The following is a 20,216-nucleotide window of genomic DNA, read 5'->3' on the forward strand; positions in this document are numbered from 1 at the left end:
TTGGCCGTCTGCACGAACAGGCTCAAGAGACTAGTATTAGTTCCTGAATCTGCAATTTCACCAATCCAAAGCCCCCCAAGTAGACTTACCTGAGTTTCCGCCGCGACAAGCGCGGCTGAAGGGTATGTCATTTGAAAACGTTCTAGGAGGAACCTGTGGCAAAGGCAAAGTTCGAGCGGACTAAGCCGCACGTTAACATCGGCACCATTGGTCACGTTGACCACGGTAAGACGACGTTGACGGCCGCGATTTCCAAGGTGCTGTACGACAAGTACCCGGATCTCAACGAGAAGCGCGACTTCGCGTCAATCGACTCTGCTCCCGAAGAGCGTCAGCGTGGCATTACCATCAACATCTCCCACGTGGAGTACCAGACCGAAAAGCGCCACTACGCACACGTAGACGCCCCGGGTCACGCTGACTACATCAAGAACATGATCACCGGTGCTGCCCAGATGGACGGCGCTATCCTCGTGGTCGCCGCTACTGACGGCCCCATGGCTCAGACCCGCGAGCACGTTCTGCTCGCCCGCCAGGTTGGTGTTCCCTACCTGCTGGTCGCGCTGAACAAGGCCGACATGGTTGACGATGAGGAACTGCTGGACCTCGTTGAAATGGAAGTTCGTGAGCTCCTGAGCTCGCAGGGCTTCGATGGCGACGAAGCACCCGTGGTTCGCGTTTCCGGCCTCAAGGCCCTGGAAGGCGACCCCGAGTGGGTCAAGTCCGTTGAGGACCTGATGGCCGCTGTTGACGAGTCCGTTCCGGACCCCGTACGCGACCGCGACAAGCCGTTCCTGATGCCGATCGAGGACGTCTTCACCATCACCGGCCGTGGCACCGTTGTTACGGGCCGCGCCGAGCGTGGAACCCTCGCCATCAACTCCGAGGTCGAGATCGTCGGCATCCGCCCGGTCCAGAAGACCACGGTTACCGGTATCGAGATGTTCCACAAGCAGCTCGACGAAGCATGGGCCGGCGAGAACTGTGGCCTCCTGCTCCGCGGTCTGAAGCGCGACGATGTCGAGCGTGGCCAGGTTGTCGTCAAGCCGGGTTCCATCACCCCGCACACCGACTTCGAGGCCAACGTCTACATCCTCTCCAAGGACGAAGGCGGACGTCACAACCCGTTCTACTCCAACTACCGCCCGCAGTTCTACTTCCGTACCACGGACGTAACCGGTGTTATCACCCTGCCCGAGGGCACGGAAATGGTTATGCCTGGCGACAACACTGAGATGACCGTTGCGCTCATCCAGCCGATCGCAATGGAAGAGGGCCTCGGCTTCGCAATCCGCGAAGGCGGCCGCACCGTTGGTTCAGGACGCGTTACCAAGATCATCAAGTAATTCTTGTTGAACTGAAGAACAGCCCCGCTGCTACTGCAGCGGGGCTGTTTTTTTCGGTTAACGTGTCCCTGATACTGTTGCTGGACCGAAAGGAGTTCATCATGGGCTGGCTTATTTTCCTGATCATCGCAGTTGCCGTCGCCGCGGGCGTGTTCTGGGCCAAGAAGCACTTCCGCAACGAGATCGACCGCGCCAAGCGGATCAACCGGGCAAACAAGAACCTGTAGCCACTACCGGGGCAGGCTGGAACACACGGGCTACGCGCCCTTGGCTTTCCGCGCCCGGCTGAGTGCCTGGTACCAGTAGAAAGACTTTTTTGGGGTTCTTTCCTGCGTCTGAAAGTCGACATGGACCAACCCGAATCTTTGGGAGTAGCCGGCTGCCCATTCGAAGTTGTCCATCAGGGTCCACACGTAGTATCCGCGCAGGTCAACGCCGGCGGCAATCCCGCCGGGGGCTGTTGCGTCAAGGGCAGCGCCCAGATGGGTGGCCAGGTAGGTTACCCGTTCCTCGTCCGCCAGGGTTCCCGAAACGGTGTCCGGTTCAGGGAAGCTGGCGCCGCCCTCCGTGATGTACACCGGGGGGAGTGCCTGGCCGTAGCGGTCGTGAAGTTCCTTCAGCAGGACGCCCAGATGGTCCGGGGCCACCGGCCACCCGAACCCGGTGCTGCTGTATTCGGGATAGCCCACCTCATGGAACGGCAGCCTTGCCACGGCTTTATGCACATCCGCGGGAATTGACGCAGACCCTCGACCGAGGGCTACCTTCACCGGGAAATAGTAGTTAAGGCCGTAGAAATCCAGGGGCTGGTGGATGGTGCGCAGGTCGGCGTCGGAGATTTTCCCGATGGACCGAAGCCAGGGTTTGGCATACAGGGGGAGGGCAGGGTACCGCCCCAGGAGCACCGGATCTGCATAGATTCTGTTCATGAGCAGGTCATAGAGGTGCGCCACCAGCCGGTCGCCGATCTTTCGGGTTGCCGGCCGGACGGGGGCATGCAGGTTGGTGACGCCGATACCGCCGGACACCCCGGCGGCGCGCAGGGCCTGCGCGCCCAGTCCGTGTGCCAGCAGCTGGTGGTGGATGGAGGGGAGGGCATCGAACATCAGCGCATGCCCGGGAGCATGGACGCCCAGGGCATAGCCGTTCAGGGTCACGGAGACCGGTTCATTCAGCGTGACCCACTGCGCAACGCGGTCCCCGAAACGCTCGCCCGCGGCACTGGCGTATTCGCCAAAGCGCTCGGCCGTCTCCCGGTTCAGCCAGCCGCCCCGGTGTTCCAGCGGCAGCGGCGTGTCCCAATGGTAAAGAGTGGCCATGGGGGAGACCCCGGCCGCGAGGAGCTGATCGAGCAGCCTGTCATAGAAGTCCAGGCCCTCCTTGTTGAAGGCCCCCCGCCCGTCGGGCTGGATCCGCGGCCAGGACAGCGAAAAGCGGTAGGAGTCCACGCCGAGGTCCTGGAGCAGCGCAACGTCCTCCGGCAACCTGTTGTAGTGGTCGCACGCCACGGCGGGGGAGTGCCCGTCCATGATGGTCCCGGGCTTCTCGGCGAAGGCGTCCCAGCCAGAGGGGCCGCGGCCGCCGTCGGTCAGTGCTCCTTCAATCTGGAAGGCCGCTGCCGCAACCCCCAGGGTGAACGACGGCGGCATGCGGTTCGCCAGTTCGGTCGCCGATTCGGTGCTTTCCAGAGTCATTCCCCTATCATCCATTCGGAAATGACCGTGGGCAATGGTGCTGGCAGGACAATGGGCAGGACGTTTCAGAAGGGACCGATTCGCTTCTGGCCATAAATTCCGGCATACTAGATGAGTTGTTCAAGCGCTTCTTCGTGTCCCGATCCGGATAATGCCGGGTGTCAGGGTCCAAGTGGAAGACCAAACATAACCCACTCCCCATGGATAGCGGATTTGTATGCGTGAAAAGCGCGACACGCCCGACCGCGGGGGTCGGTTGCGCCGGCAAGGTGAGGAACCCGGATTCATCCGGATTCAGTTTGTGCGGCGGGTGGTAGTTACGACTTCAAATGCTTCGGCAGCCATACAACGAGAAATGAACAGGGCAGCCCTAACCAGGGGAAGCACAGACTGAAAGAGAGTCAGGCGACATGGCGGGACAAAAAATCCGCATCCGGCTGAAGTCATACGACCACGAGGTCATTGACGTTTCAGCACGGAAGATCGTTGAGACGGTCACGCGCGCAGGCGCAACGGTAGTGGGCCCCGTGCCGCTGCCTACGGAGAAGAACGTGTACTGCGTGATCCGCTCTCCGCACAAGTACAAGGACAGCCGCGAGCACTTTGAAATGCGCACGCACAAGCGTCTTATCGACATCATCGATCCCACGCCGAAGGCTGTTGACTCGCTTATGCGTCTCGACCTGCCGGCTGACGTGAACATCGAAATCAAGCTGTAGGGAGGTGCTGAGAAACTATGACCGCAACCCGTAACGTAAAGGGCCTGCTGGGCACGAAGCTCGGCATGACCCAGGTCTGGGACGAGAACAACAAGCTCATCCCCGTCACTGTGGTCCAGGCAGATTCGAACGTCATCACCCAGCTGCGCAACGCAGAAGCTGATGGCTACGTCGCCGTTCAGATCGGCTACGGCCAGATCGATCCCCGCAAGGTCACCAAGCCGCTGGCTGGTCACTTTGAAAAGGCAGGCGTCACGCCTCGCCGCCACGTCGTCGAACTCCGTACCGCAGATGCTGCTGAGTACGAGCTGGGCCAGGAGCTCTCCGTAGAGGTCTTCGAAGCCGGCCAGAAGATCGACGTCATCGGCACCACCAAGGGTAAGGGCTTCGCCGGTGTTATGAAGCGTCACGGCTTCCACGGCGTTGGAGCTTCCCACGGTGCCCACAAGAACCACCGTAAGCCCGGTTCAATCGGTGGCGCATCCACCCCGAGCCGCGTCTTCAAGGGCATGAAAATGGCCGGCCGCATGGGCGCCGTTCGTCACACCACGCTGAACCTCACGGTCCACGCGGTTGACGTCGAGAAGTCGCTGCTCCTTATCAAGGGTGCCGTCCCCGGCGCCCGCGGCCAGGTCGTTCTCGTACGCACCGCCGTGAAGGGAGCCTAGTTCAATGGCTAACACTGTCCAGGTTGACCTGCCTGCAGAGATCTTCGACGTTCAGACCAACGTGCCGCTGCTGCACCAGGTTGTCGTTGCCCAGCTCGCTGCTGCTCGCCAGGGTACCCACAAGACCAAGACCCGCGCTGAAGTTTCCGGTGCAGGACGCAAGCCGTTCAAGCAGAAGGGCACCGGCCGCGCCCGTCAGGGTTCCATCCGTGCTCCTCACATGACCGGTGGTGGCGTTGTCCACGGTCCCACCCCGCGTGACTACAGCCAGCGCACCCCCAAGAAGATGATTGCTGCTGCATTGCGCGGCGCACTGTCTGACCGGGCACGCAACGGACGCATCCACGTTGTCGCCGAACTGGTTGAAGGCACCAAGCCCTCCGCCAAGGCCGCACTGGCAGCGCTGCGCGGTGTTTCCGACCGCAAGAACCTGCTGGTCGTCATCGAGCGCGCCAACGATGTTGCCGCACTGTCCGTGCGCAACCTCGCCGGTGTTCACGTTCTGTACGCAGACCAGCTGAACACCTACGACGTTCTCGTCTCCGATGACGTTGTCTTCACCAAGGCTGCCTACGACGCATTCGTTGCCGGCAAGGCAGTGGCAAAGAACGAGGAGGATGCCAAGTGAGTGCAGCCACCATCAAGGATCCCCGCGACGTTGTGCTTGCACCCGTCGTGTCGGAAAAGAGCTACGGCCTGATCGACGAGGGCAAGTACACCTTCCTGGTGGACCCCCGTTCGAACAAGACCGAGATCAAGCTGGCCGTGGAGAAAATCTTCTCCGTCAAGGTCGACTCGATCAACACCATCAACCGTGCCGGTAAGCGCAAGCGCACCAAATTCGGATGGGGTACCCGCAAGAACACCAAGCGTGCGATTGTCACCCTCAAAGAAGGCACCATCGACATCTTCGGCGGTCCGCTCTCGTAGCGGAGACCACTTTAACGAGGAAATAAATTATGGGAATCCGTAAATACAAGCCGACTACCCCGGGCCGTCGTGGCTCGAGCGTAGCGGACTTCACCGAAATCACGCGGTCGACGCCGGAAAAGTCGTTGGTACGTCCGCTGCCCAAAAAGGGCGGCCGTAACAACACCGGTAAGATCACCACCCGTCACAAGGGTGGCGGACACAAGCGCCAGTACCGTCTGATCGACTTCCGTCGCCACGACAAGGACGGCGTTGACGCCCGCGTTGCTGAAATTGAGTACGATCCGAACCGTACGGCTCGCATCGCCCTCCTGCACTACGTTGATGGCACCAAGCGTTACATCATCGCCCCGAACAAGCTGTCCCAGGGTGACTTCGTAGAGGCCGGCGCCAACGCTGACATCAAGCCTGGCAACAACCTGCCCCTGCGCAACATCCCCGTGGGTACCGTTATCCACGCAGTTGAACTGCGTCCGGGTGGCGGCGCCAAGATGGGCCGCTCCGCCGGCGCATCGATCCAGCTCGTTGCAAAGGAAGGCCGTTTCGCCCAGCTGCGTCTGCCTTCCGGCGAAATCCGCAACGTTGACGTGCGCTGCCGCGCAACCGTCGGCGAGGTCGGCAACGCCGAGCAGTCGAACATCAACTGGGGCAAGGCCGGCCGCATGCGCTGGAAGGGCGTCCGCCCGACCGTCCGTGGTGTCGCCATGAACCCGGTTGACCACCCGCACGGTGGTGGTGAGGGTAAGACGTCCGGTGGACGTAACCCCGTCAACCCCAACGGTCAGCGGGAAGGCCGCACCCGCCGCCCCAACAAAGAGAGCGACAAGCTTATTGTTCGTCGCCGTCGTACTGGCAAGAACAAGCGATAGGAGCCTGGACACATGCCACGCAGCCTGAAAAAAGGTCCTTTCGTCGACCAGCACCTCTTTGTGAAGGTAGCCAGGGAAAACGAAAAGGGCACCAAGAACGTCATCAAGACCTGGTCCCGCCGTTCGATGATCATCCCCGACATGCTCGGACACACGATCGCCGTACACGACGGACGCAAGCACATCCCGGTGTTTGTCACTGAGTCGATGGTCGGGCACAAGCTCGGCGAATTCGCTCCCACGCGGACATTCCGCGGCCATGTCAAGGACGACCGTAAGGGCAAGCGCCGCTAGGCGCCTGCACTTACGTCAAAGACGAGAGAAGGAAAGCAATGGAAGCCAAGGCAATTGCGCGCCACATCCGCGTAACGCCTATGAAGGCCCGGCGCGTCGTCAACCTTGTTCGTGGATTGCAAGCGAATGAGGCTCTGGCAATTCTGAAGTTTGCCCCCCAGGCAGCTTCAGAGCCGGTATTCAAGGTAGTACAGTCGGCAATCTCCAACGCCCGGGTCCTCGCGGACCGCGACGGCGTTGCGTTTGACGAAGGTGACCTCATCATCAGCGAAGCGTTTGTTGATGAAGGCCCGACCATGAAGCGGTTCCAGCCGCGTGCCCAGGGTCGCGCATTTCAGATCAAGAAGCGCACCAGCCACATCACCGTGGTAGTCGCTACCCCGGAGAAAGAGGAGGCTCGCTAAGTGGGACAGAAAGTAAACCCGCACGGGTTCCGACTCGGCATCACCACCGATCACGTATCGCACTGGTTCGCTGACAGCACCAAGGCAGGCCAGCGGTACAAGGACTTCGTTCGCGAAGACATCCGCATCCGCCAGCTCATGTCCACGGGCATGGAGCGCGCCGGTATCGCCAAGGTTGAGATCGAGCGCACCCGTGACCGCGTCCGCGTGGACATCCACACGGCCCGCCCCGGCATCGTCATCGGCCGCCGCGGAGCAGAAGCAGACCGCATCCGCGGCGAGCTCGAAAAGCTCACCGGCAAGCAGGTCCAGCTGAACATCCTCGAGGTCAAGAACCCCGAGATGGAAGCACAGCTTGTTGCCCAGGGCGTTGCTGAGCAGCTGACTTCACGTGTGGCATTCCGCCGCGCCATGAAGAAGGCCATGCAGTCCGCGCAGCGTGCAGGTGCCAAGGGCATCCGTATCGCCTGCTCGGGTCGACTGGGCGGCGCTGAAATGTCCCGCTCGGAGTTCTACCGCGAAGGCCGTGTGCCCCTGCACACCCTCCGTGCGAACATCGACTACGGCTTCTACGAAGCCAAGACCACCTTCGGCCGCATCGGCGTGAAGGTCTGGATCTACAAGGGTGACGTCACCGCCAAGGAACTGGCCCAGCAGGCCGCTTCCGCCCCGTCCCGTGGCCGCGGTCCCAGCGACCGTCCGGGCCGCCCGGGTGGCGCTGACCGTGGTGACCGCCGCCGTCGCAACGACCGCCCGGCCGCTGACGCAGCTCCTGCTGCCGAAGCACCGGCAGCTGAGGCTGCACCTGCTGCAGCTGTAGAAGGAGGACAGGCTTAAATGCTTATCCCACGTCGAGTCAAGCACCGTAAGCAGCACCACCCGGGTCGTTCCGGCGCTGCTACGGGCGGCACCAAGGTCTCCTTCGGTGAGTACGGCATCCAGGCCCTGAGCCCGGCATACGTCACCAACCGTCAGATCGAGTCTGCCCGTATCGCGATGACCCGCCACATCAAGCGTGGCGGTAAGGTCTGGATCAACATCTACCCGGACCGTCCCCTGACCAAGAAGCCTGCCGAAACCCGCATGGGTTCCGGTAAGGGTTCACCGGAATGGTGGGTCGCAAACGTCAAGCCGGGCCGGGTTCTCTTCGAGATCTCCGGTGTCGAGGAATCGGTAGCCCGCGAGGCACTGCGCCTGGCAATCCACAAGCTCCCGTTGAAGGCACGCATTCTGCGTCGCGAAGGTGGTGAATAGAAATGGCAGTAGGATCCAAGGATCTGGCCCCCGCACAGCTGGACGGTTTCGACAACGAGCGTCTCGTTGAAGAACTCCGCAAGGCCAAGGAAGAGCTGTTCAACCTGCGTTTCCAGTCCGCCACCGGACAGCTGGAGAACCACGGTCGTCTGCGCGCGGTAAAGAAGGACATCGCCCGCATCTACACCGTTCTCCGTGAGCGCGAGCTGGGCATTCGTGCCGAGGTTGCCGCACCGGTTGTGGAAGCCAAGGAAGAAAAGAAGTCCAAGAAGGCAGCAACCAAGAAGGCCCCTAAGGCTGAGGCCCCCAAGGCTGAAACGGTTGAGACCGAGGAGGATGCCAAGTGAGTGAAAAGGACGAGAACGTGACGGAAACTGCTACCGCAGCCACGGCTGAGCAGCGCGGTTACCGCAAGACGCGTCGCGGCTACGTGGTCTCTGACAAGATGGAAAAGACCATCGTTGTTCAGGTTGAGGACCGCGTGAAGCACGCCCTGTACGGCAAGGTCATCCGCCGTACCTCCAAGGTCAAGGCACACGATGAGAACAACACCGCCGGCATCGGCGACCTGGTTGTCATCGCCGAGACCCGTCCGCTGTCCGCCACCAAGAACTGGCGGCTCGTGGAAATCCTCGAGAAGGCCAAGTAGCACCTGCTGCTTCGGTAACCGGAAACCCCCGCTCCCAATGGGAGCGGGGGTTTCCGCGTTAACCGGGGGAGTGCGCCGTGGGGGTGCCGTCCTGGGTCCGTCACGCCGGAAAGGCTTGTGCAGAAGGCACGACGGCGGCGCCGCTTCTTTGCGGGGGAGGCACCCTTGGGGCGCCGACAGGCTGCCGTGCGTGACGCCGTCGTCCGCCCCCAGACGCTCTCTCACCTAACGTCGGCTTTTTCAGGACGCTCTCTCACCTAACGTCGGCTTTTCCCGTACGCTCTCTCACCTTCACGACGAGCGGCAAACGGGAGTGAGAGATGGTTTGCCCAAAAGGTGCAGGGAGTGGGAGAGGCCTGGCGGTGTTGCGGGGGAGCGCTGCCGGTGATATGGGGACTGGGCCGAACTGTGCTAGGATATTGAGTTTGTATGGCGCCTTTCGTGCGCCGTCATCAACCTCGTAAACAAGCGTGCCACGGCATAGTGCCCCCTTGCGCCCAGGAGCAGTCCTGGACCGGATGGGAGCAACTGCTTCTGGCACGGGAGTTTAGGCCTGGTCTGGCAAAATCCAGGCAGGTCAAGAGACACCCCGATCAACCGTTCCGCAAGGCTCATTCCGTAGGAAGATTTTCGGTCTGAGAACCGGCGCGACGCAAGGAGTAAATAGTGATTCAGCAGGAGTCGCGACTCAAGGTCGCCGACAACACGGGTGCTAAGGAAATCCTTACCATTCGCGTTCTCGGTGGATCTGGCCGTCGCTACGCAGGCATCGGTGACGTCATTGTCGCCACCGTCAAGGATGCAATCCCGGGCGGCAACGTAAAGAAGGGCGATGTTGTCAAGGCAGTCATCGTCCGTACCAAGAAGGAACGCCGCCGTGCGGATGGTTCCTACATCAAGTTTGACGAGAACGCAGCTGTGATCCTGAAGGGCGACGGTGACCCCCGCGGTACCCGTATCTTCGGACCGGTTGGTCGTGAACTCCGTGACAAGAAGTTCATGAAGATCGTTTCTCTGGCTCCGGAGGTGCTCTAGTCCATGGCTTCTAAGATCAAGAAGGGTGACCTCGTTCAGGTCATCACTGGTGCCAAGGCTGAGCGCGGCGGCGACCGCGGCAAGCAGGGCAAGGTCCTGCGCGTGTTCACCGACACCAACCGCGTGTTGGTTGAAGGCGTCAACCGCGTAACTAAGCACACCAAGGTCGGTCAGTCGCAGCGCGGCACCAAGACCGGTGGCATCGAGGTTGTTGAAGCCCCGATCCACATCTCCAACGTGGCTCTGGTTGACCCGTCCACCAAGAAGCCCACCCGCGTCGGCTTCCGCACTGAAACCGTTGAGCGTAACGGCAAGCAGCGCGAAGTCCGCATCCGCGTGGCCAAGAGCTCAGGGAAGGACATCTAATGACTGAGACTCTCGAGACTCCGGCAACGAAGATCGTTCCTCGTCTGAAGACCAAGTACGCAGAATCCATCAAGAGCACGCTCATTGAGGAATTCAAGTACCAGAACGTCAACCAGGTTCCCCGCCTCGTGAAGGTCGTTGTGAACATGGGTGTTGGAGATGCCGCCAAGGACTCCAAGCTGATCGACGGCGCTGTCCGCGACCTCACCCAGATCACCGGCCAGAAGCCGCAGGTAACCAAGGCCCGCAAGTCGATCGCACAGTTCAAGCTGCGCGAAGGCATGCCCATCGGTGCACACGCTACCCTGCGTGGCGACCGCATGTGGGAATTCCTGGATCGTCTTGTCACCCTGGCACTGCCCCGTATCCGCGACTTCCGCGGACTCTCCGGCAAGCAGTTCGATGGCAACGGCAACTACACCTTCGGTCTGACCGAGCAGGTTATGTTCCACGAAATCGACCAGGACAAGATCGACCGCGTCCGCGGTATGGACATCACGGTTGTTACCACTGCCAAGACCGATGACGAAGGCCGTGCGCTGCTCAAGGCGCTTGGTTTCCCGTTCAAGGCCGAAGACTAATCTAACTACGTAAAAGGTCCGGCGGCATGGCTTCTGACTCCGGTCAGGAAAGCAGCACCGCGGAAACCGTTACGAGGAAGGGCACGAGCCCACCATGACAATGACAGATCCTGTCGCAGACATGCTTACGCGTCTGCGCAATGCAAACTCGGCATACCACGACACCGTGACCATGCCGTACAGCAAGCTCAAGGCACGCGTTGCCGACATCCTCAAGGCTGAAGGCTTCATTGCCGGCTGGAAGGAAGAGGACGCTGAGGTTGGCAAGAAGCTGACCATCGAGCTCAAGTTCGGACCGAACCGCGAGCGTTCAATCGCTGGTGTTCGCCGTATTTCCAAGCCGGGCCTGCGTGTTTACGCAAAGTCCACCAACCTGCCGCACGTGCTCGGTGGCCTGGGTGTCGCAATCCTGTCCACCTCTTCCGGCCTCCTGACTGACAAGCAGGCCGGCAAGAAGGGCGTGGGCGGCGAAGTCCTCGCGTACGTCTGGTAACGGGAAAGGAAGAGAATAATGTCACGTATTGGACGTCTCCCCATCACCGTTCCTGCCGGCGTTGAGGTCAAGGTTGACGGCTCTGTCGTCAGCGTCAAGGGCACCAAGGGCGAGCTGAACCACACTGTGGCCAGCCCGATCGAGGTAACCCTGGATGCAGACACCCTGACTGTCGCCCGCCCGAACGACGAGCGCGCCTCCCGTTCACTCCACGGCCTGACCCGCACCCTGATCTCCAACATGATCGAGGGCGTTACCAAGGGCTACGAGAAGAAGCTTGAAATCGTTGGTACCGGTTACCGCGTTCAGGCGAAGGGATCCGACCTGGAGTTCGCTCTTGGTTACAGCCACCCGGTCAGCGTCACCGCCCCGGACGGCATCACCTTTGCAGTTGAGACCCCGACCAAGCTCTCTGTTTCAGGTATCAACAAGCAGCAGGTCGGCGAGGTTGCTGCCAACATTCGCAAGCTGCGGAAGCCGGACCCCTATAAGGGCAAGGGCATCCGTTACGCCGGCGAAGTCATCCGCCGCAAGGTCGGAAAGGCTGGTAAGTAACCATGGCCATCTCAATTAACAAGAAGCGTACGAACAAGAGCAAGTCTGCTTCGCGCAGCCGCCGCCAGCTTCGTATCCGTAAGCGCATCTCCGGTACGGCTGTACGTCCGCGTCTGGTCGTCAACCGTTCAGCACGCCACGTATTCGTCCAGGTTGTCGATGACACCAAGGGCCTGACCGTAGCGAGCGCCTCCACTCTGGAAGCCGACCTTCGTGTATTCGACGGCGACAAGACCGCCAAGGCCAAGCGCGTTGGCGAACTGGTTGCCGAGCGTGCCAAGGCTGCCGGTATCGAAGCTGTTGTCTTCGACCGCGGTGGTAACAAGTACCACGGCCGGATCGCCGCCGTCGCTGACGGTGCACGTGAAGGTGGGCTGTCACTGTGACGGAAGCAAACAAGGAAAAGGACACTGTGTCTGCAGATCAGAAGGCTACTGAAGCCACAGCTGCCGCTGAGACCACTGCCCCCGCAGCTGCCGACGACCGCCGTGGCGGCGCTCGTCGCGGCGAGCGTGGCGACCGTGGCCAGGGCCGCGGCGACCGTGGTGGCCGTGGCGGCCGCGACGGCGGCCGTGAAGCCGAGAAGAGCCAGTTCGTAGAGCGCGTCGTCACCATCAACCGCGTTTCCAAGGTGGTCAAGGGTGGTCGTCGCTTCAGCTTCACCGCCCTGGTCGTCGTCGGTGACGGTAACGGTATGGTCGGCGTTGGCTACGGCAAGGCTAAGGAAGTTCCTGCCGCAATCGCGAAGGGCGTTGAAGAAGCTAAGAAGTCCTTCTTCCGCGTTCCCCGCGTTGGCAGCACCATCCCGCACCGCGTTCAGGGTGAGGCTGCTGCCGGCGTCGTAATGCTGCGTCCGGCTTCCGCCGGTACCGGTGTTATCGCCGGTGGCCCGGTCCGTGCAGTACTGGAGTGCGTGGGCATCCACGACATCCTCTCCAAGTCGCTCGGTTCCTCCAACGCCATCAACATCGTTCACGCGACCGTTGATGCCCTGAAGCGCCTCGAAGAGCCGGCAGCAGTGGCAGCACGCCGCGGCCTGCCCCTCGACGAGATTGCTCCGCCGGCACTGGTGAAGGCCCTTCTGAACACGAAGGCAGGTGCCTAGTTATGGCTAAGAACCTGGTTCCCTCCGACGCCCAGTTGGAGATCACTCAGATCAAGTCCGCCATTGGCGGCAAGCAGAACCAGCGCGACACCCTGCGGTCCCTCGGCCTGAAGCGTATCGGACAGACTGTTGTCCGCACCGCCGATGCCGTGACTGTTGGGATGCTCAACACGGTTCCGCACCTGGTAAAGGTAGAGGAGGCGAAGTAAATGGCAGAGAACACTGCTGATAAGGCACAGGCTGCTGAGAAGCAGAACGCCCTGAAGGTTCACCACCTGCGTCCCGCCCCGGGTGCCAAGACCGCCAAGACCCGTGTTGGTCGTGGTGAAGGTTCCAAGGGTAAGACCGCTGGCCGTGGCACGAAGGGTACTGCAGCCCGTTACCAGATCAAGGCTGGCTTTGCCGGCGGCCAGCTGCCGCTGCACATGCGCCTGCCGAAGCTGCGCGGCTTCAAGAACCCGTTCCGGGTTGAGTTCCAGGTTGTAAACCTGGACAAGCTCAACGAGCTGTTCCCCGAAGGTGGCGCAGTAACCGTGGAGAACCTGGTCGAAAAGGGTGCCGTTCGCAAGAACCAGCCCGTCAAGGTGCTGGGCACCGGCGACATCACCGTCAAGGTTGACGTCACCGCCCACGCATTCTCGGCCAGCGCCGCTGAAAAGATTGCCGCAGCAGGCGGAAGCACCACCGCTCTCTAGAGCCGGTGGGCGCCAAGCCCGTTGTTGAACTCCCGGTCCTGGGGCTACCGCCCCGGGGCCGGGAGTTTTTTCCATCCGCCCGCCGTTTTTTCGCCGCCATCCGGCGCAGCGGCGCCACTGCGGATTGTTCGCAGGGCGCATACACCCGTTAGACTCGGTTGTCGGGATTCATAGATCCCCATCACACCACTCTTCACACCACAGGAGGACGCTTGCTTAGCGCATTTGGCCGGGCCTTTCGCACGCCTGATCTGCGACGCAAGTTGTTGTTCACGCTGGGAATCATCACCATTTTCCGCTTGGGTGCTTTCATTCCCTCGCCTGGTGTGAACTACCAGAATGTCCAGCAATGCTTGCAGAACGGTCAGACGGCAGAGGGGCTGTACCAGCTCGTTAACCTGTTCAGCGGCGGGGCGTTGCTCCAGGTGTCCATCTTCGCGCTGGGCATCATGCCGTACATCACGGCCAGCATCATCGTCCAGCTGCTCCGGGTGGTCATTCCCCGGTTCCAGCAGCTCTACGAAGAAGGCGCTTCGGGCCAGTCCAAACTGACCCAGTACACCCGGTACCTCACCATCGCGCTGGGCCTGCTCAATGCCACCACGCTGGTATCCCTTGCGCGCTCCGGGCAGTTGCTTCCGGGCTGTAACCTGCCGATCATTCCTGACAGCAGCGTTATCACCACCATCCTGCTCATCATCACCCTGACGGCCGGCACCGGCCTGATCATGTGGATGGGCGAGCTCGTGACCGAGAAGGGCGTGGGCAACGGTATGTCCCTGCTCATCTTCACGTCCATCGCCGCTACGTTCCCCACCTCCCTTGGTGCCATCTGGAGCGCACAGGGTCCCGGAACCTTCTTCATTGTCCTCGCCGTCGGCCTGCTCACAGTGGCCCTGGTTGTCTTCGTTGAGCAGTCGCAGCGCAGGGTCCCGGTGCAGTACGCCAAGCGGATGATTGGCCGCCGCACTGTGGGCGGCACGAGCACCTACATCCCCATCAAGGTGAACATGGCCGGCGTTATCCCGGTGATCTTCGCTTCCTCAATGCTCTACCTGCCCGGCCTGATTGCGCAGTTCAACCAGCCCAGGCAGGGCGAGCAGCTCCAGCCGTGGGTCGAATGGATCAACAACAACCTGGTCCGCGGCGACCAGCCGATCTATATGGTGCTGTACTTTGCCATGATCGTGTTCTTTACCTACTTCTATGTCGCGATCACCTTCAACCCTGAAGAGGTCTCGGACAACATGAAGAAGTACGGCGGCTTCATCCCGGGTATCCGCGCGGGTAAGCCGACCGCTGACTATCTGCAGTACGTGCTCTCCAGGATCACCCTCCCCGGTGCCCTGTACCTGGGCTTCGTGGCGCTGATCCCGCTGGTTGCACTGGTGCTGATCAACGCCAACCAGAACTTCCCGTTCGGTGGCACCTCGATCCTGATCATGGTGGGCGTTGGCCTGGAGACCGTCAAGCAGATTGATGCGCAGCTACAACAACGTCACTACGAAGGGCTTTTGCGATGACGAGAATGCTGATTATTGGACCTCCCGGTTCCGGAAAAGGAACGCAGGCGGAGCGGATTTCAGAGCGCCTCGGCGTTGTGGCGATCTCCACCGGCGACATCTTCCGCGCCAACGTGAAGGGCGAGACGCCGCTTGGCATTGAAGCCAAGAAGTACATGGACAACGGCGACTTTGTTCCGGACAGCGTCACCAACAAGATGGTGCGGGACCGGCTCAGCGAGTCCGACGTCGAGACCGGCTTCCTGCTGGACGGCTACCCCCGCACCACCGCCCAGGTGGACTACCTGGACGAAATCCTTGCCAAGGGTGAGGAAAAGCTCGACGTCGTCCTGCAGCTGACTGCCGACGATGAGGAACTGGTCCACCGGCTGCTCGGCCGCGCCAAGGAAACGGGCCGGAGCGACGACAATGAAGCCGTCATCCGCCACCGCCTTGACCTCTACCACGAGCAGACCGAAGCCGTGGTGGCGAAGTACGCAGAGCGCGGCATCCTGACCCAGGTTGACGGTATCGGCGGCATCGACGAAGTCACCGACCGCGTCATGCAGGCCATCAAGGCGGCACAGGCAGCCTGATCCAGGCGAACGTATTCCGAGGCTCCTCCCGGCAACCGGGAGGAGCCTCAGCCATTTGAAAGAAGGAATCCCATGGCCTTTGGCCAGCCCCGCATCGAATACAAGACCAACGCCCAGATGCGCACCATGCACGAGGCAGGACTGGTCCTGAGCCGTGCACTGGACGCAGCCGTCGCCGCCGCAGTGCCTGGAACCACCACCAAGCACCTCGACGACGTCTTCGCCGCTGTCCTGAACGAAGCGGGCGCAAAGTCCAACTTCCTTGGCTACCACGGCTTTCCGGCCACCATCTGCACCTCGGTCAACGAGGAAGTGGTCCACGGCATCCCGGGCAGCCGCGTCCTCAACGACGGGGACATCATCTCGATCGACGGCGGCGCGATCGTGGACGGCTGGCACTCCGACTCGGCGAGGACCGTCATCGTAGGCACGGCCGACCCGGAGGACCAGCGCCTCTCGGACGTGACCCGCGCAGCGATGTGGCATGGCATTGCCGCGCTGGCCACCGGAAAGCACGTGGGCGACATCGGGGCCGCGATCGACGATTACGTCTCGTCCGTTCCCGGTAAGCCGCTGGGGATCCTCGAGGACTACGTGGGCCACGGCATCGGTTCCGAAATGCACATGGCCCCTGACGTGCTGAACTACCGCACCACCCACCGCGGCCCCAAGATCAAGCCGGGACTGTGCCTGGCGATCGAGCCCATGCTGGTGCGCGGCGGCATCGAAACAGCGGTCCTGGAAGACGACTGGACCGTCGTCACCACCGACGGGAAGCGGTCGTGCCAGTGGGAGCACTCCGTTGCGGTCCACGAGAAAGGTATCTGGGTGCTGTCAGCGCCCGACGGCGGCGCGGAGCACCTGGTGCCGCTGGGCGTGACACCCGTACCTATCCCGTAGCGCCGGGCCCGCGGGCCCAAGGACCTCCAGTCCGCGGCCCGAAGGCCTAAGCAGAAGCGCCAGCTGCCGTTGTGATCCCGCAACGGCAGCGGGCGCTTCTTCCTTAGGGAGAAACTCAGCCGAGTTTCGGCTTGACGTCCTTCTCGTAGATGCCCTCCAGCGTTTTCTTCAGGCTGGTCATGGTGGACTTCACGTCCGCCTGCTGGGTGAGGATGGCCGCGGCGGCCTTGGCCAGTTCCTGGTCGGCGCCCGGGAGGAACACCCGGGCATTGTCCTGGACCCGTGTCACGGCCAGCTGGTCCACGGCGGTCTGGATTTGTGGGGTCTGGGCCAGGACCGCCTTCATGTCCGCCGACTCGCGGGTGGGCATGTAGCCGGTGGCAGCCGAGAAGGCTGCGCTGTTTTCCGGCTCCGTCATGAACTTCAGGAACGTGCCGGCCGCCAGCTGCTCCTCCTTGGTGATGCCGCTGGGGATGCCCAGCCCGGCGCCGCCGGTGGGGCAGACGTTGGTCTCGGCCTTCGGTCCGCCGGGCAGGAAGCCCACGCCCACATTGAACGGTGCGGACTTCAGCACGCCAAGGAGGGACCCTGTGGAGGAGATCGTGGACGAGGTCAGCCCTGCGGAGAAGTCGTCGGCAGCTTCCTTGGAGGAGACGCCGGCCCAGCCGTTCTTGTAGATCGAGTCCTGGGCCCACTGCAGCGCCTCAATGGATTCGGGCGAATCGCAGGTGATCTCCCACTCCTTGGACCAGGAGCCGCCCCAGCCCCACAGGTTGTTTTGCAGGGTCCAGCCCGCGTAGCCCGCCAACGCCGGGTAGATGTAGGCGTACTGCGCGCCTGAACTGGCCTTCAGCTTGGGCGCCCACTCGCCGAACTCCTGCCAGGTTTTGGGTGCCCGGTCTGGCAGCCCGGCGGCCTGGAAGTGGTCCTTGTTGTAGTAGAACAGGGGAGTTGAGCGCCCGTAGGGCAGGGCCCATTGCTTGTCGTTGTACTTGTAGTCGTCCACGAGTGACTTCCGGAAATCGTCCAGCTTGATGTCCAGCTGCTTGACGAGGGCGTCCACCGGGATGATGCTGCCGTTGGTGAAGTAGCGGAACCACCACACATCCGAGAGGACCACGACGCCCGGGAGGCCCGATTTTGCCGCCTGCGAGGTCTGGAACTTCTGCGCGATTTCCTCGTAGTTCGCGCCGGCCGTGACCAGGTTGACCCTGATGTCCGGGAACTTGGCGTGGAACTTCTCAATAATGGCCTTTTCGACGTCCTGCGACTTGCCGGGGTGATTGGACCAGAAGTCGATTTTCGCGGCCGGCTTCACTCCACTGAAGTCGAGTTCCGCCGCTTCGCCGGCCACGGGGGTGCCGCTCGTGGACGGGCCGCCGCAGGCTGCCAGGGCAGCGGCCGACGCCGTGACCCCGGCGAGTCCCAGGAAGTGCCTCCGATCGAGGTGCTGTGTCATTGCAGGTCCTTTCGTTGGGTACCACATTGAGGAGTTGGGTGCTTCTTCTGTGATGAACGACGGCGGCACGGGCTTACCCGGTGACGCTGCCCTGGGTGAGCCCGGCGACGATGTAACGCTGGAGGGCTGCGAAGACGATCAGGATGGGGACGATCACCAGGACGGCGCCGGCCATGAGGATGCCCCAACCGGAGGCGTTGCTCTCGGAATTCTGGAGCAGCGTCAGGCCCACCGGCAGGGTCATGGTGTCGGGACGGTCCGTGATGATCAGCGGCCAGATGTACTCGTTCCACTCGCTGACGATGGTCACCAGCGCCACCGTGGCAATGGAGGGAACGGAGATGGGAACGACGATGCGCCACAGCCGCCGCCAGTGGCCTGCGCCATCAATTTCCGCCGACTCGAGGATGGAGTTGGGCAGGGTGAGGAAGTGCTGCCGCAGGAGGAAGGTGCCGAAGGCGGTTCCGAGGCCCGGCAGGATGATGCCCCACAGGGTGTTCTTCCCGCCCATCCCCGAAATCAGGATGTAGTTGGGCAGGATGGACACCTGGGGCGGCACCATCAGTGCCACCAGGATGAGCATGAAAATGACGTTCTTGAATGGGAACCGGACGAACACCAGGGCATAGGCCGTGAGGATGGCAAGGACCACCTTGACGCTGGCGCCCGCGGCCGTGACGATGGCGCTGTTAAGGAAGAACTGGCCGAAGGGCACGGTGGTCATGGCGATCTGGTAGTTCTGCAGGTTGAGGCCTTCCGGCAGGATCTCCAGATCCATGGTGATGATTTCACCGGGCTGCTTGAACGAGCTGAGCACCATCCACAGCAGCGGCAGGAAAACCACCAAGGTTGCCAGGATCAGGGGGACGTACCCGCCCAGGACGGCCTGCACCAGGTTCCGCCGGGAGAACGGCCGGTCCCGCGGGATTACTGGGTCCGGGGCCTGCGTGGGCGGGGCTGTGGGGTCCGGGTTGACCGGTGACACGGAGCTCACGAGTAGTGCACCTTCCGTTCCACGAACCGCAGTTGGAACACGGTGATCACCAGGAGGATCGCGAACAGGATCACCGAGATGGCCGCGGAATAGCCGGCCCGGTTGAAGGCGCCGAAGGCCTGGAGGTAGGCCTCGTAGATCAGGGTGCTGGTGCCGGTTCCCAGCGGCGTCATGATCCTGATCAGGTCAAAGGCCTGCAGTGAACTGAGCAAGCTGGTGATCAGCAGGAAGAACGTGGTGGGGGACAGGAGCGGCAGGGACATGGTGATGAACCGCCGGAATCCGTTGGCGCCGTCAAGGGAGGCTGCCTCCATGACATCCTGCGGCAGGGACTGGAGCCCTGCCAGGTACACCACCGCGCAGTACCCCAGGTTTTTCCAGACGTACACCAGGATGACCATGACCAGGGAAAGCTGGGGGTCGTTGATCCACTGCGGGCTCTGCTGGCCGATGCCCCGGAGCAGCCAGGCGAGGACGCCGTAGCCGGGATCGAAGATGAAGAGCCACACCAGGCCCACGCCGACGCCGGACAGGACGTAGGGGGCGAACACCGCCGAGCGGGCGAACGTGGTTCCCCGGACTTTCGCATTCAGCGCCAGGGCGATGAGCAGTCCCAGGATCATGGATCCACCCACGGTGACCACCGTGAAGATCGCCGTGGTGCCCAGTACCTTGGAGGCGTCGTCGCTGGTGAAGAAGGTGACGTAGTTGTTGATGCCCACCACCGTGGCTGACGGTGACCCCAGGGTCCAGTCCAGCGTGGAGTAGTAGATGTTGCTGACCAGTGGCCGGTACGTGAAGACGGCGATCAGCACCAGGTTGGGCAGAGCGAGGGCAAGGAACACGAAGAAGTCCCGCCGGGTTCTCTGCGTCCAGCGCCGGCGTTTTGGGGCGGCGGCCGGTCCGGGCTTCGTGGGCTGGGTGGACGGATGGGGTGCGAGTTGACGGGTCATGCGGTCTCTCACGGGATTCGTGCCTGCTCGTGGCCGGCCGTGGTCGGGGGAGTCTAGCCATTACTTCACCACATGGTCAGTAGGCAGAAAGCCGCAAGTGTCCTCGCCAAAGGACTGTTATCCGAGGCTTCGTTGCCCGTTAACGCTGTGTTGCC

The 20,216-nt window shown here is 62.0% G+C and carries 29 protein-coding genes; 25 read left to right on the top strand and 4 right to left on the bottom strand.

The window, feature by feature from the left end; genetic code table 11:
* Positions 1-155: 155 nt before the first annotated feature.
* Both tuf and IEX33_RS19425 read left to right on the top strand, forming a co-directional pair.
* Positions 156-1,346 carry an elongation factor Tu gene (tuf, locus tag IEX33_RS02500; RefSeq protein ID WP_056334246.1) on the top strand — a complete coding sequence of 397 codons (1,191 nt, stop codon included), beginning with the start codon at positions 156-158 and terminating at the stop codon, positions 1,344-1,346.
* Positions 1,347-1,447: 101 nt separating this feature from the next.
* On the top strand, positions 1,448-1,573 hold the full coding sequence (locus IEX33_RS19425; protein ID WP_268238402.1) for a hypothetical protein: 126 nt from the start codon (positions 1,448-1,450) through the stop codon (positions 1,571-1,573).
* 30 nt (positions 1,574-1,603) lie between these two features.
* On the opposite strand, the gene IEX33_RS02505 is transcribed toward IEX33_RS19425, so the two are convergent.
* Positions 1,604-3,040 carry a GH1 family beta-glucosidase gene (locus tag IEX33_RS02505; protein ID WP_188727433.1) on the bottom strand — a complete coding sequence of 479 codons (1,437 nt, stop codon included), beginning with the start codon at positions 3,038-3,040 and terminating at the stop codon, positions 1,604-1,606.
* Between the two features lie 410 nt (positions 3,041-3,450).
* Here IEX33_RS02505 and rpsJ point away from each other — a divergent pair, with 410 nt between their 5' ends.
* The 23 genes from rpsJ to map all read left to right on the top strand — a co-directional run bounded on the left by rpsJ (position 3,451) and on the right by map (position 16,655).
* Positions 3,451-3,759 carry a 30S ribosomal protein S10 gene (gene rpsJ, locus IEX33_RS02510; protein ID WP_003803825.1) on the top strand — a complete coding sequence of 103 codons (309 nt, stop codon included), beginning with the start codon at positions 3,451-3,453 and terminating at the stop codon, positions 3,757-3,759.
* Positions 3,760-3,776: 17 nt separating this feature from the next.
* Positions 3,777-4,427: a 50S ribosomal protein L3 gene (rplC, locus tag IEX33_RS02515; RefSeq protein ID WP_013601833.1), complete on the top strand. Its 651-nt coding sequence runs from the start codon at positions 3,777-3,779 to the stop codon at positions 4,425-4,427.
* Between the two features lie 4 nt (positions 4,428-4,431).
* Positions 4,432-5,055, top strand: coding sequence for a 50S ribosomal protein L4 (gene rplD, locus IEX33_RS02520; protein ID WP_066277873.1), 624 nt, complete (start codon positions 4,432-4,434; stop codon positions 5,053-5,055).
* Complete coding sequence (gene rplW, locus IEX33_RS02525; RefSeq protein ID WP_102975110.1) at positions 5,052-5,357, top strand: 50S ribosomal protein L23; 306 nt, start codon at positions 5,052-5,054, stop codon at positions 5,355-5,357. The genes rplD and rplW overlap by 4 nt, the downstream gene beginning before the upstream one ends.
* Before the next feature lie 29 nt (positions 5,358-5,386).
* Positions 5,387-6,226, top strand: coding sequence for a 50S ribosomal protein L2 (rplB, locus tag IEX33_RS02530; protein WP_066277871.1), 840 nt, complete (start codon positions 5,387-5,389; stop codon positions 6,224-6,226).
* A gap of 12 nt (positions 6,227-6,238) precedes the next feature.
* Positions 6,239-6,520 (top strand): 30S ribosomal protein S19, encoded by a 282-nt coding sequence (gene rpsS, locus IEX33_RS02535; protein ID WP_003803803.1) that lies wholly within the window; start codon positions 6,239-6,241, stop codon positions 6,518-6,520.
* A 38-nt stretch (positions 6,521-6,558) separates the two neighbouring features.
* Entirely contained in the window at positions 6,559-6,924 is a 366-nt protein-coding gene (gene rplV, locus IEX33_RS02540; RefSeq protein WP_009358304.1) for a 50S ribosomal protein L22, read from the top strand.
* Complete coding sequence (gene rpsC / locus IEX33_RS02545; RefSeq protein ID WP_104184333.1) at positions 6,925-7,761, top strand: 30S ribosomal protein S3; 837 nt, start codon at positions 6,925-6,927, stop codon at positions 7,759-7,761.
* Positions 7,762-8,178: a 50S ribosomal protein L16 gene (rplP, locus tag IEX33_RS02550; RefSeq protein WP_013601829.1), complete on the top strand. Its 417-nt coding sequence runs from the start codon at positions 7,762-7,764 to the stop codon at positions 8,176-8,178.
* Positions 8,179-8,180: 2 nt separating this feature from the next.
* Positions 8,181-8,525 (top strand): 50S ribosomal protein L29, encoded by a 345-nt coding sequence (gene rpmC / locus IEX33_RS19465; protein WP_066277868.1) that lies wholly within the window; start codon positions 8,181-8,183, stop codon positions 8,523-8,525.
* Entirely contained in the window at positions 8,522-8,827 is a 306-nt protein-coding gene (gene rpsQ / locus IEX33_RS02560) for a 30S ribosomal protein S17 (protein WP_013601827.1), read from the top strand. The genes rpmC and rpsQ overlap by 4 nt, the downstream gene beginning before the upstream one ends.
* Before the next feature lie 666 nt (positions 8,828-9,493).
* Positions 9,494-9,862, top strand: a complete 369-nt coding sequence (rplN, locus tag IEX33_RS02565; RefSeq protein ID WP_009358299.1) for a 50S ribosomal protein L14 — start codon at positions 9,494-9,496, stop codon at positions 9,860-9,862.
* 3 nt (positions 9,863-9,865) lie between these two features.
* Entirely contained in the window at positions 9,866-10,228 is a 363-nt protein-coding gene (gene rplX, locus IEX33_RS02570; RefSeq protein ID WP_102975106.1) for a 50S ribosomal protein L24, read from the top strand.
* Positions 10,228-10,809, top strand: a complete 582-nt coding sequence (gene rplE, locus IEX33_RS02575; protein WP_102975105.1) for a 50S ribosomal protein L5 — start codon at positions 10,228-10,230, stop codon at positions 10,807-10,809. The genes rplX and rplE overlap by 1 nt, the downstream gene beginning before the upstream one ends.
* A gap of 94 nt (positions 10,810-10,903) precedes the next feature.
* Complete coding sequence (gene rpsH / locus IEX33_RS02580) at positions 10,904-11,302, top strand: 30S ribosomal protein S8 (protein ID WP_041652213.1); 399 nt, start codon at positions 10,904-10,906, stop codon at positions 11,300-11,302.
* Positions 11,303-11,320: 18 nt separating this feature from the next.
* On the top strand, positions 11,321-11,857 hold the full coding sequence (rplF, locus tag IEX33_RS02585) for a 50S ribosomal protein L6 (RefSeq protein WP_104184331.1): 537 nt from the start codon (positions 11,321-11,323) through the stop codon (positions 11,855-11,857).
* A gap of 2 nt (positions 11,858-11,859) precedes the next feature.
* Positions 11,860-12,243 (top strand): 50S ribosomal protein L18, encoded by a 384-nt coding sequence (rplR, locus tag IEX33_RS02590; RefSeq protein WP_188727435.1) that lies wholly within the window; start codon positions 11,860-11,862, stop codon positions 12,241-12,243.
* The gene (gene rpsE, locus IEX33_RS02595) at positions 12,240-12,962 is read left to right on the top strand and encodes a 30S ribosomal protein S5 (protein ID WP_066277854.1); all 723 of its coding nucleotides are present in this window, start codon (positions 12,240-12,242) and stop codon (positions 12,960-12,962) included. The genes rplR and rpsE overlap by 4 nt, the downstream gene beginning before the upstream one ends.
* A gap of 2 nt (positions 12,963-12,964) precedes the next feature.
* On the top strand, positions 12,965-13,171 hold the full coding sequence (rpmD, locus tag IEX33_RS02600) for a 50S ribosomal protein L30 (RefSeq protein ID WP_066277852.1): 207 nt from the start codon (positions 12,965-12,967) through the stop codon (positions 13,169-13,171).
* Positions 13,172-13,657, top strand: a complete 486-nt coding sequence (gene rplO / locus IEX33_RS02605; RefSeq protein WP_066277850.1) for a 50S ribosomal protein L15 — start codon at positions 13,172-13,174, stop codon at positions 13,655-13,657.
* A 212-nt stretch (positions 13,658-13,869) separates the two neighbouring features.
* Positions 13,870-15,180 (top strand): preprotein translocase subunit SecY, encoded by a 1,311-nt coding sequence (gene secY, locus IEX33_RS02610; RefSeq protein WP_104184330.1) that lies wholly within the window; start codon positions 13,870-13,872, stop codon positions 15,178-15,180.
* Positions 15,181-15,185: 5 nt separating this feature from the next.
* Positions 15,186-15,755, top strand: a complete 570-nt coding sequence (locus IEX33_RS02615) for an adenylate kinase (RefSeq protein WP_174176874.1) — start codon at positions 15,186-15,188, stop codon at positions 15,753-15,755.
* A 72-nt stretch (positions 15,756-15,827) separates the two neighbouring features.
* Positions 15,828-16,655: a type I methionyl aminopeptidase gene (gene map / locus IEX33_RS02620; protein WP_188727437.1), complete on the top strand. Its 828-nt coding sequence runs from the start codon at positions 15,828-15,830 to the stop codon at positions 16,653-16,655.
* Positions 16,656-16,770: 115 nt separating this feature from the next.
* On the opposite strand, the gene IEX33_RS02625 is transcribed toward map, so the two are convergent.
* From IEX33_RS02625 to IEX33_RS02635, 3 genes are all read right to left on the bottom strand, one after another.
* A complete protein-coding gene (locus IEX33_RS02625) occupies positions 16,771-18,114 on the bottom strand; it encodes an ABC transporter substrate-binding protein (RefSeq protein WP_188727439.1) in 1,344 nt (447 codons plus the stop codon).
* Between the two features lie 73 nt (positions 18,115-18,187).
* Entirely contained in the window at positions 18,188-19,108 is a 921-nt protein-coding gene (locus tag IEX33_RS02630) for a carbohydrate ABC transporter permease (protein WP_188727441.1), read from the bottom strand.
* Positions 19,105-20,061, bottom strand: coding sequence for a carbohydrate ABC transporter permease (locus IEX33_RS02635; protein ID WP_188727443.1), 957 nt, complete (start codon positions 20,059-20,061; stop codon positions 19,105-19,107). Before IEX33_RS02635 ends, IEX33_RS02630 begins: the two co-directional genes overlap by 4 nt.
* Positions 20,062-20,216 lie beyond the last annotated feature (155 nt).

Source organism: Pseudarthrobacter scleromae (assembly GCF_014644515.1).
Lineage (GTDB): Bacteria > Actinomycetota > Actinomycetes > Actinomycetales > Micrococcaceae > Arthrobacter > Arthrobacter scleromae.